We start from the raw sequence: 21968 nt of genomic DNA, 5'->3' as shown, positions 1-21968 counted from the left end.
GACATGGTGTCGGGATGTCTTCGGCGGTGACGCTAGGTGCGGGTCCCTGCACGGGGGCGGCGGCGGAATGAACGCCGGATGAATGCGGGGCGTCCGAGGGCGACCGGGGCACGGAGGTGGCGGGAAGTGGCCGCTAACCTTACGTATCCGCCCTGGCCAGGGATGAAAGTCCCGAAACACCCAGTACGGACATTCACACTGCACCCCCACTCATGCGAAAGGGTTCGCCCATGGGTATTCGGAGCATGCTGCGCAAGGTGTTCGGCCGGGACCGCGAGGAATCCCCGGCAACCTCCGTCCCGCCCCAGTCGCGTGAGGAGACGGTGGAGACGGCGGAGACGGCGGAGGCCGTGAAGGCCTCGGAGACGTCGGATCCGGTCACGTCGGCGGCCCCGGTGGCCCCGGTGGCTCCGGTGGCCCCGGAAGCTCCCGAGGAGGAGGCCCGCCGAGCGGCGGACGACTTGGTGGCGGCGTCCTTCGACAACCCGCAGGTCCCGAAGGCCCGGAAGGCGGAGCCGGAACCGGAACCGGTCGTCGCGGAGGAGCCGGCGCGGGTCGCTCCCACGGAACCGGAAGCGGTGACGGAACCGGCCACCGAGACGGCCACCACGACGACTTCCGCTGCTCCGGAGGAGCAGGTGGAGGAGGAGCCCGAGGCGACCGCCGTCGCGGCTCCGGCCGAGCCGGCCGAAACGGCGGCCGGGACCCCGGCCGAGCCGGAGGCCACCACCGAGGCTCCGGAAGCGGAACCGCAGGCCGAGCCGGCCGCCGCCATCGAGGAGGCACCGGAAGCCGAGCCGCAGGCCGAGGCCCCGGCCGAGCCCGCCGCCGCTCCCGCTCCGGAGGAGCAGGCGGAGCAGCCGGCGGACAACACCGACGAGCCGCAGCCGCAGGCGCAGGCAGCCGCCCCGGCGGAGCCCGAGACCCCGGCCGAGCCGGAGGTCCAGCCCGAGAGCACCGCCTCCGAGGTCCAGGTCGAGCCCGAGCCCGCCGAGGCCACCGCCCCCGAGGCCCAGCCCGAGCCCGAGGCCACCGCTCCCGTGGCCCAGGCCGAGCCCGAGGTCCAGCCCGAGCCCGCCGAAGCCACCGCTCCCGAAGCCACCGCGCCCGAGGCCGCACCCGAGCCCGAGGCCACCGCACCCGAGCCGGAGGCCCCCGCCCCCACCCCCGTACCCACGCCGGAAACCCCCGTGATCACCGCCCTGGAGCCCGAGGCTCCCGCGACTCACGAGGCTCCCGTCCCGGCGACCGCCGGCCCCGCCCTCCCCCTCGCCAAGGTCAAGGCCGTCGCCCCGCACCTCGCCGACGCGTACAAGGCCGCCGGGACCGTGCTCAAGAAGCAGGGGCTCGACGGGGCGCGGGCCGCCGTGTACCTGGTCGTCGACCGGTCCGGCTCGATGCGCGGGTACTTCAAGGACGGCTCCGTGCAGCGGCTCGCCGAGCAGACGGTGGCGCTCGCGGCGCACCTCGACGAGGACGCCGCCGTCACGGCCGTGTTCTTCTCCACGGACATCGACGGCACCGCCGAGCTGACCCCCGCCACGCTCTCCCCCACCGGCATCGAGGAGATCAACGCCGGCCTCGGCCGCCTGGGCCGCACCCACTACCACCGCGCCGTGGAGGAGGTCCTCGCCCACCACGAGAAGACCGACCCCACCCGCCCGGCCCTGGTCGTCTTCCAGACGGACGGCGCGCCGGACGCGAAGACGGCCGCCACGCAGGCGCTCGCCGGGGCGGCGGACCGCCCGCTGCACTGGCGGTTCGTGGCCTGGGGCGAGCCGGACAACAAGGCCTTCGACTACCTCAGGAAGCTCGGCGGCACGCCCCGTACCGCCGCGTACTTCCCGGGCGTGACCCCGGCCGGGACGGCGCACGCCGCCTTCTACCGGGGCCTGCTCGAAGGCCTGGAGCTGTAAAAGCTACGGCCGGGTGGCGGTGACCGGCAGGGTCACCGTCACCACGAGTCCGCCGCCCTCCCCTGCGCCCCGCGCCACCGCCGTCACGTTCCCGCCGTGGGCGACGGCGATCGACCGGACGATGGAGAGCCCGAGCCCGGCGCCGGGCCCCGTGCGGTCGCGCCCCTCACCGCGCCGGAAGGGCTCGAAGAGGGCCTCGACGTCGCCCGGCGGAACGACGGGCCCGGTGTTGACCACGGTCAGCACACCGCCCGCCACCCGCACGTCCACGAAACCCCCCGGCACGTTGTGGACGACCGCGTTCGCGACGAGGTTCCGCACGAGCTGCCGGAGCAGCACGCGACTCCCCCGTACGACACCGCCCTCCGCGCCCACCACCGCGTCCTCGTACTCCTCCGCGACGACCTCGCCGAAGGGCACGTCCTCGCGTTCGGCGAGTCCGCGCTCGCTGCGGGCGAGGAGGAGCAGGCCGTCGAGGAGGCGCTCGCTGTGCCGGTTGGTGTCGAGGAGGACCTGCCGGACCTCGCAGTCCTCGTCCAGGCCGACCTGGAGGGCCGCGCGCTGGGTGGCGAGCGGGGTGCGCAGCTCGTGCGAGGCGTTGGCGACGAACCGCCGCTGGCTGTCGAAGGCGGTCTCCAGGCGCCCGAGCAGCGCGTCGATCGTGTCGCCGAGCTCCTTCAGCTCGTCGTCGGGCCCGCGCACCGCGAGCCGCCCGCCGAGGTCCCGCTCGGAGAGGCGCCGGGCGCGGGCGGTCATCTCGTGCACGGGCCGCAGGACGCGCCCCGCCGTCCACCAGCCCACGACCACGGCGCCGCAGGCGATCACCAGCAGGGCCAGGCAGGACCACATGAGCATCTGCTCGTTCGCGGCCCGGCCGACGTCGTCCCCGATCCGGTACGCCTCCACGAGGGCGACGTCGCCGGCCCGCGCCACGATCGCCTCCGTCTCCCCGTCCGTACCGGCCCTGACCAGCAGGTTCACCACGAGCAGCAGCAGGGCGCCGAGGACCAGGAAGACCCCTCCGTACACGAGGGCGATCCGGGTCCGGACGGTCGACCCGGCCCCGAGGTATCCGGTTCCGGAGGGGCTCACAGCACGTACCCCACGCCCTGCACGGTCCGGATCGGCCCCGGCTCCCCCAGCTTGGCCCGCAGCTTGCTCATGCAGACGCGCACGGCTCCGGTGAAGGGGTCGGCGTGGGCGTCCCAGGCGCGTTCGAGGAGTTCCTCGGCGGAGACGGCGGCGCCGTCGGCCTCCAGGAGGATCTGGAGGACGGAGAACTCCTTGGGGGAGAGGTCGAGGGCGCGCCCGTCGCGGTCGGCGGTCCGCCGGACGGTGTCCATGCGCAGCCCGTCCCGTTCGAGGAGCGGCGGCAGGGGCCGGGCGGAGCGGCGGCGCAGGGCGCGGACGCGGGAGACCAGCTCGGGGAACTCGAAGGGCTTGCCGAGGTAGTCGTCGGCTCCCAGATCGAGCCCCGCCACCCGGTCCTCGACGGCCGTGGCGGCGGTCAGCATCAGGATCCGGGTGCGGGAGCCGCCGGCGACGAGGCGGCGGGCGACGTCGTCGCCGTGGAGGCGGGGCAGGTCGCGGTCGAGGACGAGGACGTCGTACGCGTTCAGGCCGAGCCGCTCCAGGGCGTCCTCGCCGTCGTGGACGGTGTCGACGGCGAATCCGGCCCGCCGCAGGCCGGTGGCGACGAACCCGGCGAGAACCCGCTCGTCCTCGGCAACCAGTACACGCATGCCGCCATCCTCACCGAGCCGCCCGTGCTCCCCTCCCCCGGGGTTCAAGTGAGGTGAGTGGATCTTCGCGGGGCCGTTAGGATTTCGACCATGGCGGCCACTGGATCCGAGAAGCAGGGGACGAAGGCGTTCTACGTCACGACCCCCATTTACTACGTCAACGACGCTCCTCACCTGGGCCACGCCTACACGACCGTCGCAGGCGACGTGCTCACGCGCTGGCACCGTCAGCGCGGCGAGAAGGTGTGGTACCTCACCGGCACGGACGAGCACGGTCAGAAGATCATGCGCACGGCCGAGGCGAACGACGTCACGCCCCAGGCCTGGTGCGACAAGCTCGTGGAGGAGGCGTGGAAGCCCCTCTGGGAGCACCTGAACATCGCGAACGACGACTTCATCCGCACCACGCAGAAGCGTCACACGGACCGCGTGCAGGAGTTCGTGCAGGACCTGTACGACAAGGACGAGATCTACAAGGGCGGGTACGAGGGCCCGTACTGCGTGGGCTGTGAGGAGTTCAAGCTCCCCGGCGACCTCATCGAGGCGGAGGACGGCACGAAGCTGTGCCCCGTCCACAAGAGGCCGGTGGAGATCCTCAAGGAGGAGAACTACTTCTTCAAGCTGAGCGCGTACGGCCCGAAGCTCCTTGAGTTCTACGAGGCGAACCCGGGCTTCATCCAGCCGGAGTCGGCCCGCAACGAGGTCGTGAACTTCGTCAAGCAGGGCCTGGAGGACCTCTCCATCTCGCGCTCGACGTTCGACTGGGGCATCCCGGTGCCGTGGGACGAGAAGCACGTCATCTATGTGTGGATCGACGCGCTCCTGAACTACGCGACGGCCGTCGGCTACAACGAGAACCCGGCGAAGTTCGAGGAGACGTTCCCTGCGGACGTGCACCTGATCGGCAAGGACATCCTGCGGTTCCACGCGGTGATCTGGCCGGCGATGCTGATGGCGCAGGGCCTGCCGGTCCCGGGCCGGGTGGCGGCCAACGGCTGGCTGATGGTCGGCGGCGAGAAGATGTCGAAGTCGAACCTGACCGGCATCAAGCCGCAGGACCTGACCTCGCACTTCGGCGTGGACGCGTACCGCTGGTACTTCCTGCGGGCGATCGCGTTCGGCCAGGACGGCTCGTTCTCGTGGGAGGACTTCACCGCCCGCTACACGAGCGAGCTGGCGAACGACTACGGCAACCTCGCCTCGCGCGTGGCGGCGATGGTCGGCAAGTACTTCGGCGGCGAGCTGCCGGCGTCGGCGGCGGACGGCGACGCGGAGAAGGCGGTCCAGGACGGCCTGGCGAAGGCGGTCGCGATCGCCGACGCGAAGATCGGCGAGGAGCTGGACTTCCAGGCCGGCATCCTGGCGATCTTCGACTTCGTGAAGCAGGTCAACGGCTACATCACGGAGCAGGAGCCGTGGAAGGTCGCGAAGGACGAGTCGGAGGAGGGCCGCGCCCGCCTGGCGACGATCCTCTACACGGCCGCCGAGTCCCTCCGCGCCGTCGCGGTCCTGCTCAACCCGATCATGCCGGAGACCTCGCAGGCCCTCTGGGACTCCCTGGGCGCCGAGGCGCCGCTCGGCACCCTGGCCTCGCAGCCGGTCCAGGACGCGGCCACGTGGGGTCAGCTCCCGGCCGGCGCGACGGTGACGAAGGGCGCGGTGCTGTTCCCGCGCCTGGAGGAGCCGAAGAAGGACTGACGGCCCCGCTGCCGCGCCGAAGGCCGCCGTTCCCGTACGCACGGGGGCGGCGGCCTTCGCCGTACGCACCTCACACCAGGGCGAGGACGGCCACGGCGGGCGCCATGTAGACCAGCGGGAAGGGCACGTGCCCGTACGCGCGGGCCCGCAGGACCGTGATCACGGCCCCGGCGAAGTACAGGACGATCCCTATGGCGGCAAGGACGCCGACGACGGGCACGGCGTACCCGACGAGCAGCCCCACGGCCCCGGCGACCTTGACGGCCCCGAGCCGGTTCCACCAGGAACGGGGCACGCCGTACGCGGCGAGCGGCTCCACGACGAACTTCGCCCTCACGAGGACGGCCACGCCGGAGAACCCGGCCATGAACGCGGCGACGGCGGTGACGACGGTGGCGGTGGTGGACATGAGGGGCTCCTTCGGCGTTCCCGGCGCCCGACCCGACCGGGCCGGACACCACGTCGACGGAGCGGGGAGGGGAAGTGTGACGGCCCGCCGGAAACTACTTCGGGCGCCGGCCGCGTACGCCACGAACCGGGCCCCGTACCGCGGAAGACGGTCCGGGCCGAACTCGACCCGGTGACACGACCGTGGCACGGGAACTCGTGCTCCGGTGGTTCGGGCCGCCTTCCAAAGGAACGAGGAGAGAAAGAACCCTCACCAAACCCCACCCTTTCCGGCCCCGTTGGGCACTCACTCCCAGGAGTGAAAACCACCGAAACGACTGGCTGAGGGGTGGGTTTCCGGATCTATGCTCGGCGCGATTGGCATATGACCGCAGACATGCGTCGGCCCCCGCCGGAACTGGCATTCCAAAGGCGGGGGCCTGACCACCAAGGAAGAAGAGAGCTTCCCGATGGGTACCCAGAACACTAGCGCGCGCCCCCTCGCCCCGTCCCGCAACGGCAGGCAAAACCGCCCCGTGAAGCTCGGCATGAGGTCCGTTCGGGCGGGTGGCGTCATCCACGAGAACGTCCGCCACACCACCCGGTTCACGGTGGTCGGCAACCACCTCTCCCAGCACGCCGAGCTGTCGCTCGTGGCCATCGGCCTGGCCGTGCACATCCAGTCGCTGCCCGGCGGGTCGCCCGTCGACATCAAGAGCCTCACCAGGCGCTTCCGCGAAGGGGCGTGCCGGATCGCCGCCGGGCTGCGCGAGCTGGAGGCCCACGGCTATCTGCGCCGCGAGCTGGAGCGCGACGCCACCGGGAAGATCGTCACGCTCACGATCTCCTGCAACCACCCGGGGCGGTCGGCCGCCGACGAGGAGGCGGTACGCAGGGCCCCGGCCCGCCGTACGGAGGCCCCGCGCCGGGCCCTGCCCGCCGTACCGCAGCCCGCGTACCCGTCCCCCGACCTCCTGCGGACGGCCCTCGGCGTCCTCGCCGGCCTGCGGCGCGAGGACCCCCGTCTGCACCTGTCGGCCACCGAGGCCGAACACCTGGCGCCGGGGGTCGTCGCCTGGCTGGAGCGCGACCTCACGCCGGAGGCCGTCCTCCGGGTCCTGACCTGCGCCCTGCCCCAGGAGCCCCTGCGCCGCCCGGCCGCCCTCCTGGCCCACCGCCTGTCCGCCCAGCTCCCGCCCCTGCCACCGCTCGGCACGAGGGACCCGGAGGCCCCCAAGCACCCCCTCCAGAACTGCGACGCCTGCGACCGGGCCTTCCGGGGGCCGGAGCCGGGCACGTGCGAGGGCTGCACACCGGCGGGGCGAAGGCAGCACGCGTAACGCCCCCGGGGCGGTCAGTGGCCGGGGTTGCCGCCCGCCGCGACGGTCCGGATCCGGTCGACCTGGACCTTGGCCGCGTACTGCACGTCCTCGGTCTCGATCCTGCTGACCCTCATGTACGACACGACGGTGCCGACGCGCATGTAGACACTGGTGAAGTCCGAGCGGCCGAGGGCCCGTGTCTCGTCGGCCCCGGCCTCGACGGTCACCGGCTGGTAGGAACCGAAGGAGTCCTTCCTCGCCTTCTGCCGCTCCGCCGCACCCTTCACGAGGGCGGCCGCCTCCTTCTCCGTACCGAAGGTGAGGAGCATGAAGTCGATCCGCTGCTCGCGGGAGCTGGAGCCGCGCACCACCATCTCCTTGAGCCCGGCGGCCGTCACCCCGGTACAGGCGCCGTCGAACTGCTCGCCGCAGAACTGCGCGGCCTCGGCGCCCTGCACCATGACGGGGTCGCTGCCGACGAACACGTCACCCACCGCGGACTCCACGGGCAGGGCGTGCATCAGCCCGGTGGGGTCGAGCGAGACCACCTGGGCCTGGGGCTGCCCCTGGCTCTGCCCCTTCCCCAGCACCGCATCGGTCGCGTCGACGTCACCGTCACCGCCGTCGCACGCCGTCAGACTCATCACCAGAGCCGCCGCGACGGCGATCCCCCGCATACCGATCCTCATCCGAAGTCCCCCTGTGGCTTCGCCGATTGTCATGATCATCAACTCTAAAGGAGCCCGGTCCCGTGCCTCCCCGCCTCCGTGCGACGCTCACGTCCCTCGGCACCCCGCCCGATCCCACCGCCCTCGACGAGATCGTCCGGGCGGTCGGCGGTTCGTGGGCGGAGCTGGACCGCCTGCGACGTACGGCCGGAACGCCGGTGGACGTCTCCGGGATGACGGAAGCCGAGCTGCGCGCCCGTCTGGCAGCTCAACTCCCCAACGGTGGAGGGGTGGTGAAAACCGCGTGGCCCGCCGACGGGATTGCGGCGAGAATGACGGCGGCGCGGTTGATCACGTCGATCGACGACCTCTGGTACCCCGCGACGGACGACCTGGTCGTCCTCCACGAGGGCGCGGACGGCACGTCGGTGCTGGTCCTCGACCACGAGGAGCGGTTGACGGGCATACGGTTCCACGGGGGTGGACATGACGGAGCGGGACGCGGACAGGGACCGACGGACTTCCGGCCTGCTTGAGGCCCTCGGGCGGCAGGGGGTGGTGGAGGCGGACGGGGGAGTACCGGAGAACGCACCGGACCCCAAGAGCGCCTTCCACGCCATGGCGGGGTACGAGGTGGAGCCGACCGCGACGGTCCCTCAGAAGGACCCGGACGCGCGGGACCGGGTGGACCTCGTCTGGCACGAAGAGGCGGACCGAGCGGGACTCTTCGACGAGAACGGGGAGTTCCTCCTCTTCTTCTGGGTCCCGGAGAACCCGGCCGGATGGCTCAGGGTCAGGGACACGACCGGCACCCGCCTCCCCTCCCGCATCGCCGCCGCGACCGGGAACCAGGAGTTCATCGCGGCCTCCCTGGACGGCAGGTCGATGTGCGCCGTCTCGGTCGAGGAGTACGACGACTGGATCATCACGCACTCCTTCGAAGCCGACCGGTAGGACCGGAGGGAGAAGCCATGACGAGCCGCTTCCAACGGGCCGGCCGGGCGCTCGGCCTCCTGGGCCCCCTGCGCGGACTCGTCACCCCGGAGGACGGCCCGGCCCGGCGTGGAGGAGCATCGTCACCATGACGGCCGTCCCGACCCTGCTGAATCCCGAGGACCTGATCCGCCTGTACGGAGAGGTCCCGCCCCTCGACACGTTCCGGCTGCGGGGTCTCAACCTGTCCTGGATGGGGCCGACGGTCACGCTGCGCGTGGACCTCTCGACCTTCCCGGCGACGGCTCCGCCGGAGTGGGAGGGCGCGGACGTCGACACCGTCCAGTGCCACTTCCAGTTCGTCGCGGTGGAGGACTTCGCCCTGGAGGACTGGGATCCGCCCGTACCTTGCGCGTCCTTCACGACGGAGCCCCTGGGCCGGGACCGGCGGATGCGGGTGCGGGTGCGGGGCGCGGGGGTGGACCTCGGCTTCACCAGCCACGAGTCGGTGAAGACGGGACACGTGAGCGCCTTCAGAATCGCGCCCGACGGCACGGACGGCGGGCCGCACCTCTTCCTGAGGAAGCTCGACAGGAAACGCTTCACAACCGTCCCGGGCCCAGAAGAGAAGACCTTCCATGAGCGCATCTGACTGGACGACCGTCGTCGGAGCGACGGACGACATGACGAAGGCGTACACGACGCCGCCCGGCCTGGACGAATGCGGTCTCTACTACGTGCAGATCGACGAAAGGGACGCGTCGGTGACCTTGATGTTCGAGACCATCGCCCTCCCCGAACAGCCGCCCCTCGCCTGGGTGGACAGGGCGTACAACACCGTCGAGTTCTACCTGACGTTCACGGGCGTGCGGGGACTGCGGGTCAGCGGCTGGGAGTTCAGCGCCCGCGACGCGGGAGTCGCCCTGGCCCCCGGGGAGGGCACGGACGTCCGGGTGACCGTCGAGGCGGAGGGCTCGTACCTCGACTTCACGGCGTCCGGCTCCACCCTGGCCCGTTTCCGCTCCTACCTCTCCGCGGGCACGAGCTGTGGCTGATCCCCAGGAGCAGGCCCCAACCGTGAGCGACGCCCTCGCGGCCCTGCACGAGATCGTCCCGCCACCGGACACACCCCACCGAAAGGACTGGGCCGGGATCGAGCGCGTCCTCGGGACCGGCCTTCCCTCCGACTACAAGGAACTCGTCCGCGTCTACGGGGGAGGCGACTGGGACGACTACCTGTACGTCCTCGAACCCGGCTGCCCCAACGCGCACTACGACCTCCTCGTCTGGGCGGAGCAGCAGGCCGAGGACCTCGAAGACCTGTGGGCGTACGAGGAGAAGCCGGCGGAGCTGGAGGGCGAGGGGGCCCGGGTCGTTCCGTGGGCGGTCACGGACAACGGGGAGTGCCTCTACTGGCTCGTCCTCCCCGGGCTCGATCCGGACCGGTGGACCGTCATGGTGAACGAGGCGCGGGGCGCCCGGTGGGAGCACTTCTCCGTGTCCTGCACCCGGTTCCTCGCGTCCGTCCTTTCCGGGGAGCTGCGCTCGGACGTCCTCTCCTCCTCGTTCCCCCGCGCCGTACACGAGTTCCGCCGGCTCGGCCCGGCATGACGGGGCGGAAGGAGCCACCGGCCGTGATCGGGGTGAGGTTCTCGGTGCGGCCGGGGCAGGGCGAGCCCGATGACTTCGACCTCGGGGACATCGTGTGCGAGGGGCGAAGCGGAACGGTGGTGTCGGCAGGTCACGTACCCGACCAGGGCGTGATGATCCACCTGTCGGTGGTCCTCCTGCTCGACAACCTCAGGCAGCTGCTCTTCGGCGAACGGCGGACCCTCTCGTACACGGGCATCGGCTCGTCGTTCCGGCTCGATTTCGAGCGAGACGGGAAAGGGTTCGTCTCGGTCTCGTCGAAGAGGACGGCGGTGGGCAGGGTCCGTGTCGAAGACCTCGCGCGGGCGGTTCTCCGCGCCGCCGAGGAATTTGCGGAGGAAGGCCTTTCGAGCCTCCCCGCGGACAGCGGGGCACGGCGCGACTACGTCACGGCGGTACGGGCTTTCCGTGCGGCAAGGGACATGGGGGCAACGGAAGCGTGAGCCACGACGACGGCCGGGGCGGATTCCCCCGCACCTCGCCGGAGGGCTTGGAGGGCCTGCTGTCGGGACGCGAGGCGGAGCGCTCGGTCGCGGACTTCGTGTCGCTGACGTCGTCGTACGACGTGATGGGCCGGCTGACGGCGCAGGAGGTCACGTAGGCTCGGGGCGGCGGCCGCCTCCAGCACCGGGCGTACGACTACCGCCCGGACGGCGGTCTGGCCGCCGTCACGGACGACCTGTCGGGGACGAGCCGCTTCGACCTGGACGGGGCCGGACGGGTCACGGCGGTACGGGCGGACCGGTACGCGTACGACGAGGCCGGCAACCAGACGGAGGCGGACTGGCCGTCCGGGCACCCGGCCCATGCGGCGACGGGCCCGCGCGCGTACGAGGGCACGCGGATCACCCGCGCGGGGGCGGTCCGCTACGAGCACGACGCCCAGGGCCGGATCGTCCTGCGTCGGAAGACCCGCATATCCCGGAAGCCGGACACCTGGCACTACACCTGGAACGCGGAGGACCGTCTGACGTCGGTGACGACGCCGGACGGCACGGTCTGGAGCTACGCGTACGACCCGCTGGGCCGCCGCACATCCAAGCAATCCCCTTCCGAGACGGTCCACTTCACCTGGGACGGCACGCCCCTCTGCGAGCAGACGACCGAGAACGTCGTCCTGACCTGGGACCACGCGGGCCTGCGGCCCCTCTCCCAGACGGAACGCCGCACGGACACGGACGACGAACGCTTCTTCGCCATCGTCACCGACCTGATCGGCACCCCGACGGAACTCGTCGACGAGTCGGGCACCCTGGCCTGGCGCACCCGCTCCACCCTCTGGGGCACGACGACCTGGACCCGAGACGCCACGACGTACACCCCGCTCCGCTTCCCGGGCCAGTACTTCGACCCGGAGTCGGGGCTGCACTACAACTACTTCCGGTATTACGACCCGGAGTCGGCGCGGTATCTGAGCCAGGATCCTTTGGGGTTGGGTCCGGCGCCGAACCCGGCTGCGTACATCCACAACCCGCATACATGGAGTGATCCACTAGGGCTGAAACCATGTCCGCCCAAGGGGGAACTCGACAATAAATTCGAGAGGAGGGAGGACGCAGAGCGGGCCGCCTTCGAAGCCGCCGGCGTTCCTTACGGGACCACCCCTGATGCCGCATGGACTGTCAACGGAGACGTCACCCATGCCCATGTGCCAGGATATTTCTATTCCTCGAACCCCACGCACTGGGGAAACTTTAGGCAATTCGAAACAAGCGAGGGCTCCCGAGTCATCGTAGAGCATACGCACGACGAAGCCGGTCTACATTTCCACGCAGGAAGGCCGAAGGGCGACCCAGCACAAAATGGAATCAACTTCGGGTGGGATAATTCACGCGGCGAGTTCTTTCGATATACCGAATCCTGGGAAAGGTACGATGCGATAGACAAACCCGGAGGCGATCATCATTTCTTCTACGAGGGGAAGCCGGGAAAGCCGTGAACCAGAACAATGGCGAAGAATACAAGGTCTCGGAATTGATTGACGCTCTTGCGCGACAAGGGCTGGACGAAGAGGCAGACATCCCCGGAGAGGCTCCTGCCCCCAAGAAAGCATCCCTCGCCGTTTCAGGGGGAAATGTGCAGCCCACAGTGACAGTCCCCCACAAAGTCCCGAATGCGAGGGACCGGGTGGACTCCCTCTGGCATGAAGAGGCGGATCGGCTAAGGATCTTCAATGAGCGTAGAGAATTCTTGCTGCTCGCCACATACCCCGGTTCCCTGACCAGGGGATGGATCAGAATGCGGGATTCGATCGGCACCCACCTCCCTTCCCGAATTGCCGCCGCAACCGGACATCGAGGTTTCATCGCAGTCTCTTTGGACGGAACGTCATTGTGTGCCGTCTCGGTTGAAGAGTACGAAGACTGGATCGTCACCCACTCCTTCCAGGACGCACGGAAGAAGAATGCCGACACGACACCGGGTGATTCGTAGAGCGGAAGAGGCTCCTTAACCGGTGGTGCGGAGAAGGTTTCGGCAGCGCTGGATCGTGTTCGCGTGACGGACCGAAGCAAGAAAGAGAAGAGGCCCGGGATCCGAAGATCCCGGGCCCCTTCGTCAGCGCGACGTACTACTTACCGCGCCGCATCCGGATGCACAGCCTCCGTCACCGGGCGGCCCTCCACCACCTTCGACTCCACCGGCTTCCGCAGCTGGATGTTCAGCTCGCGCAGGCGGGTCTCCTCCAGTTCCGTGGGGGCGCCCATCATGAGGTCCTGGGCGTTGCCGTTGAGGGGGAAGGCGATGGTCTCGCGGATGTTGGGCTCGTCCGCGAGGAGCATGACGATGCGGTCCACGCCCGGGGCGATGCCGCCGTGCGGCGGGGCGCCGAACTGGAAGGCGCGGAGCATGCCCGCGAACTCGGTCTCGACGGTCTCGCGGGAGTAGCCCGCGATCTCGAAGGCCTTGAACATGATGTCGGGCTCGTGGTTCCGGATCGCGCCGGAGGAGAGCTCGATGCCGTTGCAGACGATGTCGTACTGCCAGCCGAGGACGTCCAGCGGGTCCTGGGTCTCCAGGGCCTCCAGGCCGCCCTGCGGCATCGAGAACGGGTTGTGCGAGAAGTCGATCTTGCCGGTCTCCTCGTCCTTCTCGTACATCGGGAAGTCGACGATCCACGCGAAGCGGAAGACGTTCTCCTCGAACTGGCCGGCACGCTTGGCGGCCTCGACCCGGACCGGGCCCATGATCTTGGAGACCTCGTCGAACTCGCCGGCGCCGAAGAAGACGGCGTGGCCGGGCTCCAGGCCCAGGCGCTCGGTGAGGACCTTGACGTTCTCCTCGGTGAGGAACTTGGCGATCGGGCCGGTGAGGGCGTTGCCCTCGCCGACGCGGATCCAGGCCAGGCCCTTCGCGCCGAGCGAGATCGCGAAGTCGCCGAGGCCGTCGAAGAACTTGCGCGGCTGGTCGCCGGTGTTCGGGACGGCGAGCGCGCGGACGTGCTTGCCGGCGAACGCCTTGAACTCGGAGTGCGCGAACACGTCGGTGAGGTCGACCAGTTCGAGCGAGGTGCGCAGGTCCGGCTTGTCGTTGCCGTACTTCAGCATCGACTCGCGGAACGGGATCCGCGGGAACGGCGAGGTGACGTGGCGGCCGCCGCCGAACTCCTCGAAGAGCTCCGTCATGAGCTTCTCGATCGGCTGGAAGACGTCCTCCTGCTCGACGAAGCTCATCTCGACGTCGAGCTGGTAGAACTCGCCCGGCGAGCGGTCGGCGCGGGCGTCCTCGTCGCGGAAGCAGGGCGCGATCTGGAAGTAGCGGTCGAAGCCCGAGATCATGAGCAGCTGCTTGAACTGCTGCGGGGCCTGCGGCAGCGCGTAGAACTTGCCCGGGTTCAGACGGGACGGGACGACGAAGTCGCGGGCGCCCTCGGGGGAGGTCGCGGTGAGGATCGGGGTCGCCATCTCGTTGAAGCCGAGCGCCACCATCTTGGAGCGGATGGCGGCGATGACGGCCGAGCGCAGCATGATGTTGCGGTGCATGCGCTCGCGGCGCAGGTCGAGGAAGCGGTACTCCAGGCGCCGCTCCTCGTTGACGCCGTCGTCGGCGTTGATGGTGAAGGGGATCTGCTGGGCGGCGCCCAGGATCTCGACCTCCGCGACCTCGACCTCGACCTCGCCGGTGGGCAGCTCGGCGTTGACGTTCTCCGCGCCGCGCGAGACGACCTTGCCGTCGACGCGGACGACGGACTCCTTGGTCAGCTTGTCGAGCGCCTCGTACGCGGCGGTGCCGGGACGGGCGACGAGCTGCGTGATGCCGTAGTGGTCGCGCAGATCGATGAAGAGGATGCCGCCCAGGTCGCGCCGATTGTGCAGCCAGCCGCTCAGCCGGACGTCGGTGCCGACGTCAGAGGCGCGGAGCTCGCCGCAGGTGTGGGACCTGTACCGATGCATCGTCGTTCATCCAGTCTTCGGGATCGATGGTGAAGGGCTTGACGGTGTCAAGGTTTCCCAGCCTACCGGCCGGGCCGGGATCGCTCCCCGGACACCGTCGGTGGCGGCTCGCGGTCCGATATTCATAAAGTGGGGCAATGCGCACCGAGGACGTCCTGGCCGCGATCGCGACCGGCCTGTGGCGCTGGGACAACGCGTCCGGGACCGTGTCGCTCGACGCCGAGGCGGCCCGGCTGCTCGGGCTGCCCGCCGAGCCCGTGCGGCTCGGCGAGGCGGCCGTGCGGGCCCGTTTTCATCCGGTCGACTGGAACGAGATCGACGGGGTGGTGAACCTCGCCGTCGCCGAGGGCACCCTCGCCGAGTCCCGGCTGCGGATCATGGACGAGCACGGACGGGTGATCCGTACGGTACGGACCCGGTCCAAGCCACTGGTGGAGGGGAGCGGCCACCAGCTCGTCGGCACGCTCCAGGAGATCGCCGGGCAGGCACCGGGCGCCGCCTCCCGCACCCCGGTCACCGGCGACTGGCGCCGCTCCCGCGAGGCCTTCCTGCTCGACGCGGGCCGGGCGCTCGCCGAGGCGCGGTCGACGGCCGAGGTGCTGCGGGTGGCCGCCTCCCTGTCCATGCCGGGCTTCTCGCCGGACGGGCTCGCGGTCTTCGGGGTCGCGGGCGACCGGCTGACGATCATCGGGCACCACGGGCAGAGCCGGGACGACGAGGGCCCCTTCGCGTCGATGTCGCTCGACACCGACTACCCGGCGGCCGAGGTGGTCCGCACGGGTCGGGCGATCTACCTGCCGTCGCCCGAGGAGTACCTGCGCCGCTTCCCCGTCACCTGGCCGCTCGCCCAGCGCTTCGGGCGCCGCTCCTGGGCCTTCGTGCCGCTGGTCGTCGCCGGGCGCACGATGGGGGCCTGGATGGCGGCCTTCAAGCACCCGGTGGCCTTCACGCCCGACGAGCGCTCGGTCCTGACCACGGTGGCGCGGATGCTGGCGCAGGCCCTCGCACGCGCGGGCGTGGCCGAGTCGGAGCGCGAGCTGTCGCTCGGCCTCCAGCGGACGATGATGCCGGTCCTGGGGCCGGGGATCCCCGGGATCCGGGTGGCCGCGCGGTACGTGCCGACCGGCGGCGGGCTCCAGGTCGGCGGCGACTGGTACGACGTGATCCGGCTGCCCGGTGGCGCCTCGCGCCCCGACGGGGGCGGCGCGGGCCGGATCGCCCTGGTCATCGGGGACGTGCAGGGGCACGACGTGCGGGCGGCGGGCCTGATGGGGCAGCTGCGGATCGCCCTGCGCGCGTACGCCTCCGAGGGCCACCGGCCGGACGCGGTCCTCTCCCGGGCCTCGCGCTTCCTGTACGGGATCACGGACGGCGACGACGGGGAGAGCGAGAGCGGCCCCCGGTTCGCGACCTGTCTGTACCTGGAGGTCGACCTGGAGACGGGGACGGTGGAGATCGCGCGGGCGGGGCACCCGGATCCCGCGGTGCGGACGACCGACGGGACGGTGCTGCTGCGGCCCACGGCCGGCGGTCTGCCCCTCGGCGTCGAACCCGACACCGACTACCCCACCACCCGGATCGCGCTCGACCCCGGCGAGACCCTGATGATCTGCACCGACGGCCTCCTGGAGACCGGCGGGCACGATCTGGACACCGGCTGGGAGCGGGTCCGGAAGATCCTGGAGTCCCACGACGGCGAGGACCTGGAGGAGCTTGCCGACACCCTCGTGGAGGCCGTCCACGGCCCCGGCTCGCACCACACCACGGGCCCGCTCGCGGACCGGCGCGAGGACGACATCGCCGTCCTGCTGCTCTCCCGCCGCCCCGCCGGGGCCGTGCGGGAGGCCCCGCGCCGCACCCTGATGACGATCGCCCAGGCGGAGCCGGAGCGGATCGCGGAGGCGCGGGAGCAGGTGCGGCAGCTGCTGCACGACTGGACGGACGGGGACCAGCTCGACTCGGCGGTCCTGATGGTCTCCGAGATGGTCACCAACGTCCTCGTCCACACGGACGGCGACGCGCTCCTGGTCGCGGAGGTCGCCTGCGACGGGAAGTCCCGCCGGCTGCGCGTGGAGGTCTCCGACACCAGCGACGAGCTGCCGCACCGGCGCCGGCCGGGCGAGATGGCGTCGAGCGGGCGCGGCCTGGTCCTGATGGAGATGCTGGCGCACGCGTGGGGCGTCGACCCGCGCGGCGAGGGCAAGTCGATCTGGTTCGAGCTGAACGAGCCGGGGACGACGGAGGGCTGCTGCGGTTAGGGGCCGTCCGGCGGATCGTGGTCGGGCGAGGCCCGGGGCCGCCCGGCAGGTCGAGCGGGGTCCGGCTTTCCCGGCTCCGTCCCCGACCCGTACCGCCCCCGCAGCTCCCCCAGCACCCCCGTCGCGGCGGCCGTCAGGGGGACGGCCAGGAGCATGCCGAGGATGCCCGCGACGGAGGCGCCGGCCGTGATCGCGAGCATGACGGCCGCCGGGTGCATGTGGACGGTCCTGCTCTGCACCATGGGCTGGAGCAGGTGCCCCTCGATGACCTGGACGGCGAGGACGACGCCGAGCGCCCACAGGGCGATGACGAAGCCCCGGTCCGCGAGGGCGACGAGGACCGCGACCGCGCCGGAGAGGAAGGCGCCGAGGTAGGGGATGTACGCGGTGACGAAGACGAGCGCCGCGAGCCCGACCGCCCCGGGCACCCGCAGGATCAGGAGCCCGGTGCCGATGAGGGTCGCGTCGACGAGGGCGATGAAGGTCGTGCCGCGCATGAAGCCCTCGACGGCCTCGAAGGCGCGGCGGGCCATGGCCTCGACGACGTCGCCGGTGTCGCCGGGCACGAAGGAGCGCAGGGCGCCGGCGGCCCGGTCCGAGTCGCGCAGGAAGAAGAAGATCAGGATCAGGGCCAGGACGGCGGTGGCGATCAGGTGGCCGACGACGCTGATCCCGGAGATCACCCCGGAGGCGGCGGTCCCGCCGAACCGCTTGAGGAGGGTCTCGGCGTTCCCGCTGAGGTCTTCGAGGGAGGTCCCGACCGCGCCGAAGTGCTTCGCGATGTCCTCGGCGGCCTGCCGGAGCGAGGCGACGATCTGGTCGCCGGTGTCGACGAGGGCGGCGACGACGATGTATGTGGCGCCGCCGACGACCGCGAGGACGGCGGCGACGGTGAGCGCGGCGGCGAGGGACTTCCGGACCTTCATCCGCAGCAGGCGGCGGTAGAGGGGACCGAGGAGGGCGGTGCCGAGGATCGCGAGCAGGGCGGGCGTGACGGCCGTCTTGAGCTCGACGCACAGCCAGATCCCGACGGCGGCGACCCCGGCGACGAGCAGCAGGACGGCGCACCAGGCGGCGGTCCGGCGGGCGGGTTCGGGAAGGAGCGGTCGTCCGGTGGTCGTCTGCACCCGACCACCGGACCACGCCGCCCGGCGCGCCGTCGCGCGCTGACGGTCCGTACGGGTGACGGCTCGTCAGGGGAGCGGTACGGGGCCGGGGAGCGCGCCCCGGCCCCGTACCCCTTGTTTCTTACTCGCCCATCCCGTGGACCGCCGGGATCGTGCCGAGGCGGCCCGCCTGGAAGTCCTCGAAGGCCTGGCGCAGTTCGGCCTGGGTGTTCATGACGAACGGGCCGTAGTGGGCCATGGGCTCGCGGATCGGGCGTCCGCCGAGGAGGACGACCTCCAGGTCCGGGGTGTTGCCGTCCTGCTTCTCGTCGGCGCGGACGGTGAGGGCGCCTCCCTTGCCGTAGACGGCGGTCTGGCCGGTGTGGATCGGGCGCCGCTCGGCGCCGACGGTGCCGCGGCCGGCGAGCACGTACGCGAGGCCGTTGAAGTCCTCCCGCCAGGGGAGGGCGATCTCGGCGCCGGGGCGCAGGGTGGCGTGGATCATCGTGATCGGGGTGTGGGTGATGCCGGGGCCCTCGTGGCCGTCGAGCTCGCCCGCGATGACGCGGAGCAGCGCGCCGCCGTCGGGGGAGGTGAGCAGCTGGACCTGGCCGCCGCGGATGTCCTGGTAGCGGGGGGCCATCATCTTGTCGGAGGCCGGCAGGTTCACCCACAGCTGGAGGCCGTGGAAGAGGCCGCCGCTGACGACGAGGGACTCCGGCGGGGCCTCGATGTGGAGGAGGCCGGCGCCGGCGGTCATCCACTGGGTGTCGCCGTTGGTGATGGTGCCGCCGCCGCCCTGGGAGTCCTGGTGGTCGAAGGTGCCGTCGATGATGTAGGTGACGGTCTCGAAGCCGCGGTGGGGGTGCCAGGGCGTGCCCTTGGGCTCTCCGGGCGCGTACTCCACCTCGCCCATCTGGTCCATCATGATGAACGGGTCGAGGTACTGGTGGTTGATCCCCGCGAACGCCCGGCGGACCGGGAAGCCCTCTCCCTCGAAGCCGGAGGGGGCGGTGGTCACGGCGAGCACGGGACGGGCCGGGGCGTCGGCGGGGGCGGCGACGCGCGGCAGGGTGAGCGGGTTCTCGACAGTCACGGCGGGCATGGCGGGACCTCCTTGGGCGACCTTGCACGTCCACTTTAGTTGAACGATGAACTTCCTGCCACCCGGAACGCGGAACGCCCGGAAGGAATTCCCCCCCGGGCGCCCCGGCCACGCGCCGGCCGCGCTCAGCCGTACATCCGCCGCACTCAGCCGTACATCCGCCGCATCGCGAAGTCGACCATCTGCTCCACGGCCTTCGCGTCGAAGACCATGCGGTGGTCACCCTCCATGTCGAGCACGAAGCCGTAGCCGGTCGGGAGCAGGTCGATCACCTCGGCGCCGGTGATCACGAAGTACTTCGACTCCTTGCCCGCGTACCGCCGCAGCTCCTTGAGCGAGGTGAACATGGGGATGACCGGCTGCTGGGTGTTGTGCAGGGCCAGGAAGCCGGGGTTGTCGCCGCGCGGGCAGTAGACCTTGGAGGTCGCGAAGATCTGCTGGAAGTCCTCGGCGGCCAGGGTGCCGGTGGTGAAGGCGCGCACGGCGTCCGCGAGGGAGGGCGGCGAGGGCTCGGGGTAGAGCGGGGCCTGCTGCCCGTACCCGCCCTGCACGCCCCCCGGCATGCCGGCCTGCATCCCGCCCTGCTGGGGCGGGATGTACTGCTGCTGGGCGGCACTACCGTCCGCGTGCTGGCCGTATCCGTACATGGGGGCAGCCTATCGAGCGGCGGGGGGCCGCCGGGGGCCCGCGCCCCTTACCCGCCGGTACGTCCGAGGCGTGGGACGGGCGGGGCGGAAGGGGCCCGCGAGGCCCGTGGGGCACGGGAGGAGGGCGAGGCGCGTCACAGATGCGCGCCAGGGGTTGCCCTTATTACTGACGGGTAGCATCATGGTGGAGAGCGTTTTGCTACTCACTGGTACGTGTACGAGGAACCTCCCTCCCCGAGCCTTACGGAGCCGTCGCCATGGGGCACTACAAGTCGAATCTCCGCGACATCGAGTTCAACCTCTTCGAGGTCCTCGGCCGCGACAAGGTGTACGGCACCGGTCCGTTCGAGGAGATGGACGTCGAGACCGCCAAGAGCATCCTCGACGAGATCCGCCGCCTCGCCGAGAACGAGCTCGCGGAGTCCTTCGCCGACGCCGACCGCAACCCGCCGGTCTTCGACCCCGAGACCAACACCGCCCCGGTCCCGGCCACCTTCAAGAAGTCGTACGACGCCTTCATGGAGTCCGAGTACTGGCGCCTGGGCATCCCGGAGGAGATCGGCGGCACCGTCTCCCCGCGCTCCCTGATCTGGGCCTACGCGGAGCTGCTGCTCGGCTCGAACCCGGCCATCTGGATGTACTCCTCCGGCCCGGCGTTCGCCGGCATCCTCTACAACGAGGGCAACGAGGCGCAGAAGAAGGTCGCGCGGATCGCCGTCGAGAAGCGCTGGGGCTCCACCATGGTCCTCACCGAGCCCGACGCGGGCTCGGACGTCGGCGCCGGCCGCACCAAGGCGGTCCAGCAGGAGGACGGCTCCTGGCACATCGAGGGCGTCAAGCGCTTCATCACCTCCGGCGAGCACGACATGGAGGAGAACATCCTCCACTACGTCCTCGCCCGCCCCGAGGGCGCCGGCCCCGGCACCAAGGGCCTCTCCCTCTTCCTCGTCCCCAAGTACGAGTTCGACTGGGAGACCGGCGAGCTGGGCGCCCGCAACGGCGTGTACGCCACCAACGTCGAGCACAAGATGGGCCTCAAGGCCTCCAACACGTGCGAGATGACCTTCGGCGACCAGCACCCCGCCAAGGGCTGGCTGATCGGCGACAAGCACGACGGCATCCGCCAGATGTTCCTCATCATCGAGTTCGCCCGCATGATGGTCGGCACGAAGGCGATCTCCACCCTCTCCACGGGCTACCTCAACGCCCTGGAGTACGCCAAGGAGCGCGTCCAGGGCACCGACCTGGCCAACTTCATGGACAAGGCCGCGCCCAAGGTCACCATCACGCACCACCCCGACGTCCGCCGCTCGCTGATGACGCAGAAGGCGTACGCCGAGGGCATGCGCTCCCTCGTCCTCTACACGGCCTCCGTGCAGGACGAGATCGCGATCAAGGAGGCGGCCGGCGAGGACGCCAAGGCGCTGCACGGCCTCAACGACCTGCTGCTCCCGATCGTGAAGGGCTACGGCTCCGAGAAGGGCTACGAGCAGCTCGCGCAGTCGCTCCAGACCTTCGGCGGCTCCGGCTTCCTGCAGGAGTACCCGATCGAGCAGTACATCCGGGACGCCAAGATCGACACCCTCTACGAGGGCACCACGGCCATCCAGGGCCAGGACTTCTTCTTCCGGAAGATCGTGCGCGACCAGGGCGCGGCCCTGAACACGCTGTCCGAGGAGATCAAGAAGTTCCTCGCGGTCGGCACCGGCAGCGAGGAGCTGGCCGGCGCCCGCGACGCGCTCGCCAAGGCGGCCGTCGACCTGGAGGCCATCGTCGGCACGATGATCACCGACCTCACCGCCACCGGCGAGGACGTCAAGAACATCTACAAGGTCGGCCTGAACACCACCCGCCTGCTGCTCGCCTCCGGCGACGTCGTCGTCGGCTACCTGCTCCTCAAGAGCGCGGCCGTCGCCGCCGAGAAGCTGGCCGCCGGCGCCTCCGGCAAGGACGTGCCCTTCTACCAGGGCAAGATCGCGGCCGCGAAGTTCTTCGCCGCCAACGTCCTGCCGGGCGTCTCCGCCGAGCGCGCGCTCGCCGAGGCCGTCGAGGGCTCGCTGATGGACCTGGACGAGGCAGCGTTCTAGGACCGCTGTCCGCAGCGGCCGGGAACACCTCTCGTCCAACACAGGAACGGCTCGTCCC

Annotated in this window: 20 protein-coding genes and 1 pseudogene; 13 read left to right on the top strand and 8 right to left on the bottom strand. The window is 70.8% G+C overall.

Translation table 11 applies throughout. From position 1 onward, the window contains the following. Positions 1–230 precede the first annotated feature (230 nt). Positions 231–1916, top strand: coding sequence for a VWA domain-containing protein (locus tag ACWGSR_RS04145; protein WP_453563357.1), 1686 nt, complete (start codon positions 231–233; stop codon positions 1914–1916). 3 nt (positions 1917–1919) lie between these two features. On the opposite strand, the gene ACWGSR_RS04140 is transcribed toward ACWGSR_RS04145, so the two are convergent. Together ACWGSR_RS04140 and ACWGSR_RS04135 are read right to left on the bottom strand one after the other, a co-directional pair. Continuing rightward, on the bottom strand, positions 1920–3008 hold the full coding sequence (locus tag ACWGSR_RS04140; RefSeq protein ID WP_453563355.1) for a sensor histidine kinase: 1089 nt from the start codon (positions 3006–3008) through the stop codon (positions 1920–1922). Beyond that, the gene (locus ACWGSR_RS04135) at positions 3005–3658 is read right to left on the bottom strand and encodes a response regulator transcription factor (RefSeq protein ID WP_376231783.1); all 654 of its coding nucleotides are present in this window, start codon (positions 3656–3658) and stop codon (positions 3005–3007) included. Before ACWGSR_RS04135 ends, ACWGSR_RS04140 begins: the two co-directional genes overlap by 4 nt. Positions 3659–3748: 90 nt before the next feature. Between ACWGSR_RS04135 and metG the strand changes: the two genes are divergently transcribed. Further along, positions 3749–5356 (top strand): methionine--tRNA ligase, encoded by a 1608-nt coding sequence (metG, locus tag ACWGSR_RS04130; protein WP_453563353.1) that lies wholly within the window; start codon positions 3749–3751, stop codon positions 5354–5356. 70 nt (positions 5357–5426) lie between these two features. Here metG and ACWGSR_RS04125 read toward each other — a convergent pair whose 3' ends face one another. After that, a complete protein-coding gene (locus ACWGSR_RS04125) occupies positions 5427–5765 on the bottom strand; it encodes a DoxX family protein (protein ID WP_453563351.1) in 339 nt (112 codons plus the stop codon). Between the two features lie 448 nt (positions 5766–6213). Between ACWGSR_RS04125 and ACWGSR_RS04120 the strand changes: the two genes are divergently transcribed. After that, positions 6214–7083, top strand: a complete 870-nt coding sequence (locus tag ACWGSR_RS04120) for a helix-turn-helix domain-containing protein (protein WP_453563349.1) — start codon at positions 6214–6216, stop codon at positions 7081–7083. Between the two features lie 14 nt (positions 7084–7097). On the opposite strand, the gene ACWGSR_RS04115 is transcribed toward ACWGSR_RS04120, so the two are convergent. Beyond that, positions 7098–7742 (bottom strand): hypothetical protein, encoded by a 645-nt coding sequence (locus ACWGSR_RS04115; RefSeq protein ID WP_453563348.1) that lies wholly within the window; start codon positions 7740–7742, stop codon positions 7098–7100. A 74-nt stretch (positions 7743–7816) separates the two neighbouring features. On the opposite strand from ACWGSR_RS04115, the gene ACWGSR_RS04110 reads away from it, so the two are divergent. From ACWGSR_RS04110 to ACWGSR_RS04075, 8 genes and pseudogenes are all read left to right on the top strand, one after another. Further along, positions 7817–8269 (top strand): hypothetical protein, encoded by a 453-nt coding sequence (locus tag ACWGSR_RS04110; RefSeq protein WP_453563346.1) that lies wholly within the window; start codon positions 7817–7819, stop codon positions 8267–8269. Beyond that, the gene (locus tag ACWGSR_RS04105) at positions 8220–8687 is read left to right on the top strand and encodes a hypothetical protein (RefSeq protein WP_453563345.1); all 468 of its coding nucleotides are present in this window, start codon (positions 8220–8222) and stop codon (positions 8685–8687) included. Before ACWGSR_RS04110 ends, ACWGSR_RS04105 begins: the two co-directional genes overlap by 50 nt. A gap of 127 nt (positions 8688–8814) precedes the next feature. Then, positions 8815–9318, top strand: a complete 504-nt coding sequence (locus ACWGSR_RS04100; protein ID WP_453563343.1) for an Imm50 family immunity protein — start codon at positions 8815–8817, stop codon at positions 9316–9318. Next, on the top strand, positions 9305–9721 hold the full coding sequence (locus tag ACWGSR_RS04095; RefSeq protein ID WP_453563341.1) for an Imm50 family immunity protein: 417 nt from the start codon (positions 9305–9307) through the stop codon (positions 9719–9721). The genes ACWGSR_RS04100 and ACWGSR_RS04095 overlap by 14 nt, the downstream gene beginning before the upstream one ends. 22 nt (positions 9722–9743) lie before the next feature. Continuing rightward, positions 9744–10277 carry an SMI1/KNR4 family protein gene (locus ACWGSR_RS04090; RefSeq protein WP_453563339.1) on the top strand — a complete coding sequence of 178 codons (534 nt, stop codon included), beginning with the start codon at positions 9744–9746 and terminating at the stop codon, positions 10275–10277. 23 nt (positions 10278–10300) lie between these two features. Next, complete coding sequence (locus tag ACWGSR_RS04085) at positions 10301–10759, top strand: hypothetical protein (protein ID WP_453563337.1); 459 nt, start codon at positions 10301–10303, stop codon at positions 10757–10759. 62 nt (positions 10760–10821) lie between these two features. Continuing rightward, positions 10822–12255: pseudogene (locus ACWGSR_RS04080) on the top strand (RHS repeat-associated core domain-containing protein); the annotation flags it as partial. Then, a complete protein-coding gene (locus tag ACWGSR_RS04075) occupies positions 12252–12749 on the top strand; it encodes a hypothetical protein (RefSeq protein ID WP_453563336.1) in 498 nt (165 codons plus the stop codon). The pseudogene ACWGSR_RS04080 and the gene ACWGSR_RS04075, both read left to right, overlap by 4 nt. A 140-nt stretch (positions 12750–12889) precedes the next feature. On the opposite strand, the gene aspS is transcribed toward ACWGSR_RS04075, so the two are convergent. After that, positions 12890–14707, bottom strand: a complete 1818-nt coding sequence (gene aspS / locus ACWGSR_RS04070) for an aspartate--tRNA ligase (RefSeq protein ID WP_453563335.1) — start codon at positions 14705–14707, stop codon at positions 12890–12892. A 137-nt stretch (positions 14708–14844) separates the two neighbouring features. On the opposite strand from aspS, the gene ACWGSR_RS04065 reads away from it, so the two are divergent. Then, complete coding sequence (locus ACWGSR_RS04065) at positions 14845–16965, top strand: ATP-binding SpoIIE family protein phosphatase (RefSeq protein ID WP_376231773.1); 2121 nt, start codon at positions 14845–14847, stop codon at positions 16963–16965. Here the strand turns inward: ACWGSR_RS04065 and ACWGSR_RS04060 are convergent. The 3 genes from ACWGSR_RS04060 to ACWGSR_RS04050 form a co-directional block, all read right to left on the bottom strand. Then, the gene (locus tag ACWGSR_RS04060) at positions 16962–18092 is read right to left on the bottom strand and encodes an AI-2E family transporter (protein WP_453563334.1); all 1131 of its coding nucleotides are present in this window, start codon (positions 18090–18092) and stop codon (positions 16962–16964) included. The two genes, ACWGSR_RS04065 and ACWGSR_RS04060, sit on opposite strands and share 4 nt — an antisense overlap. Positions 18093–18213: 121 nt before the next feature. Continuing rightward, positions 18214–19176, bottom strand: a complete 963-nt coding sequence (locus tag ACWGSR_RS04055; protein WP_453563332.1) for a pirin family protein — start codon at positions 19174–19176, stop codon at positions 18214–18216. Positions 19177–19322: 146 nt separating this feature from the next. Then, positions 19323–19823, bottom strand: coding sequence for an SseB family protein (locus tag ACWGSR_RS04050; RefSeq protein ID WP_376231769.1), 501 nt, complete (start codon positions 19821–19823; stop codon positions 19323–19325). 257 nt (positions 19824–20080) lie between these two features. On the opposite strand from ACWGSR_RS04050, the gene ACWGSR_RS04045 reads away from it, so the two are divergent. Beyond that, on the top strand, positions 20081–21910 hold the full coding sequence (locus ACWGSR_RS04045; RefSeq protein ID WP_453563330.1) for an acyl-CoA dehydrogenase: 1830 nt from the start codon (positions 20081–20083) through the stop codon (positions 21908–21910). Positions 21911–21968 lie beyond the last annotated feature (58 nt).

This window comes from Streptomyces sp. NPDC055632 (genome assembly GCF_053618675.1).
This window is presented reverse-complemented; position numbering and strand designations above follow the sequence as displayed.

Excerpts from the sequence above, each read along its gene's own strand:
- ACWGSR_RS04055 (WP_453563332.1), bottom strand. The coding sequence starts at position 19,176 with ATGCCCGCCGTGACTGTCGAGAACCCGCTCACCCTGCCGCGCGTCGCC.
- ACWGSR_RS04065 (WP_376231773.1), top strand. The coding sequence starts at position 14,845 with ATGCGCACCGAGGACGTCCTGGCCGCGATCGCGACCGGCCTGTGGCGC.
- ACWGSR_RS04135 (WP_376231783.1), bottom strand. The coding sequence starts at position 3,658 with ATGCGTGTACTGGTTGCCGAGGACGAGCGGGTTCTCGCCGGGTTCGTC.
- ACWGSR_RS04125 (WP_453563351.1), bottom strand. The coding sequence starts at position 5,765 with ATGTCCACCACCGCCACCGTCGTCACCGCCGTCGCCGCGTTCATGGCC.
- ACWGSR_RS04145 (WP_453563357.1), top strand. The coding sequence starts at position 231 with ATGGGTATTCGGAGCATGCTGCGCAAGGTGTTCGGCCGGGACCGCGAG.
- metG (WP_453563353.1), top strand. The coding sequence starts at position 3,749 with ATGGCGGCCACTGGATCCGAGAAGCAGGGGACGAAGGCGTTCTACGTC.
- ACWGSR_RS04120 (WP_453563349.1), top strand. The coding sequence starts at position 6,214 with ATGGGTACCCAGAACACTAGCGCGCGCCCCCTCGCCCCGTCCCGCAAC.
- ACWGSR_RS04115 (WP_453563348.1), bottom strand. The coding sequence starts at position 7,742 with ATGCGGGGGATCGCCGTCGCGGCGGCTCTGGTGATGAGTCTGACGGCG.
- ACWGSR_RS04095 (WP_453563341.1), top strand. The coding sequence starts at position 9,305 with ATGAGCGCATCTGACTGGACGACCGTCGTCGGAGCGACGGACGACATG.
- aspS (WP_453563335.1), bottom strand. The coding sequence starts at position 14,707 with ATGCATCGGTACAGGTCCCACACCTGCGGCGAGCTCCGCGCCTCTGAC.
- ACWGSR_RS04105 (WP_453563345.1), top strand. The coding sequence starts at position 8,220 with ATGACGGAGCGGGACGCGGACAGGGACCGACGGACTTCCGGCCTGCTT.
- ACWGSR_RS04050 (WP_376231769.1), bottom strand. The coding sequence starts at position 19,823 with ATGTACGGATACGGCCAGCACGCGGACGGTAGTGCCGCCCAGCAGCAG.
- ACWGSR_RS04100 (WP_453563343.1), top strand. The coding sequence starts at position 8,815 with ATGACGGCCGTCCCGACCCTGCTGAATCCCGAGGACCTGATCCGCCTG.
- ACWGSR_RS04045 (WP_453563330.1), top strand. The coding sequence starts at position 20,081 with ATGGGGCACTACAAGTCGAATCTCCGCGACATCGAGTTCAACCTCTTC.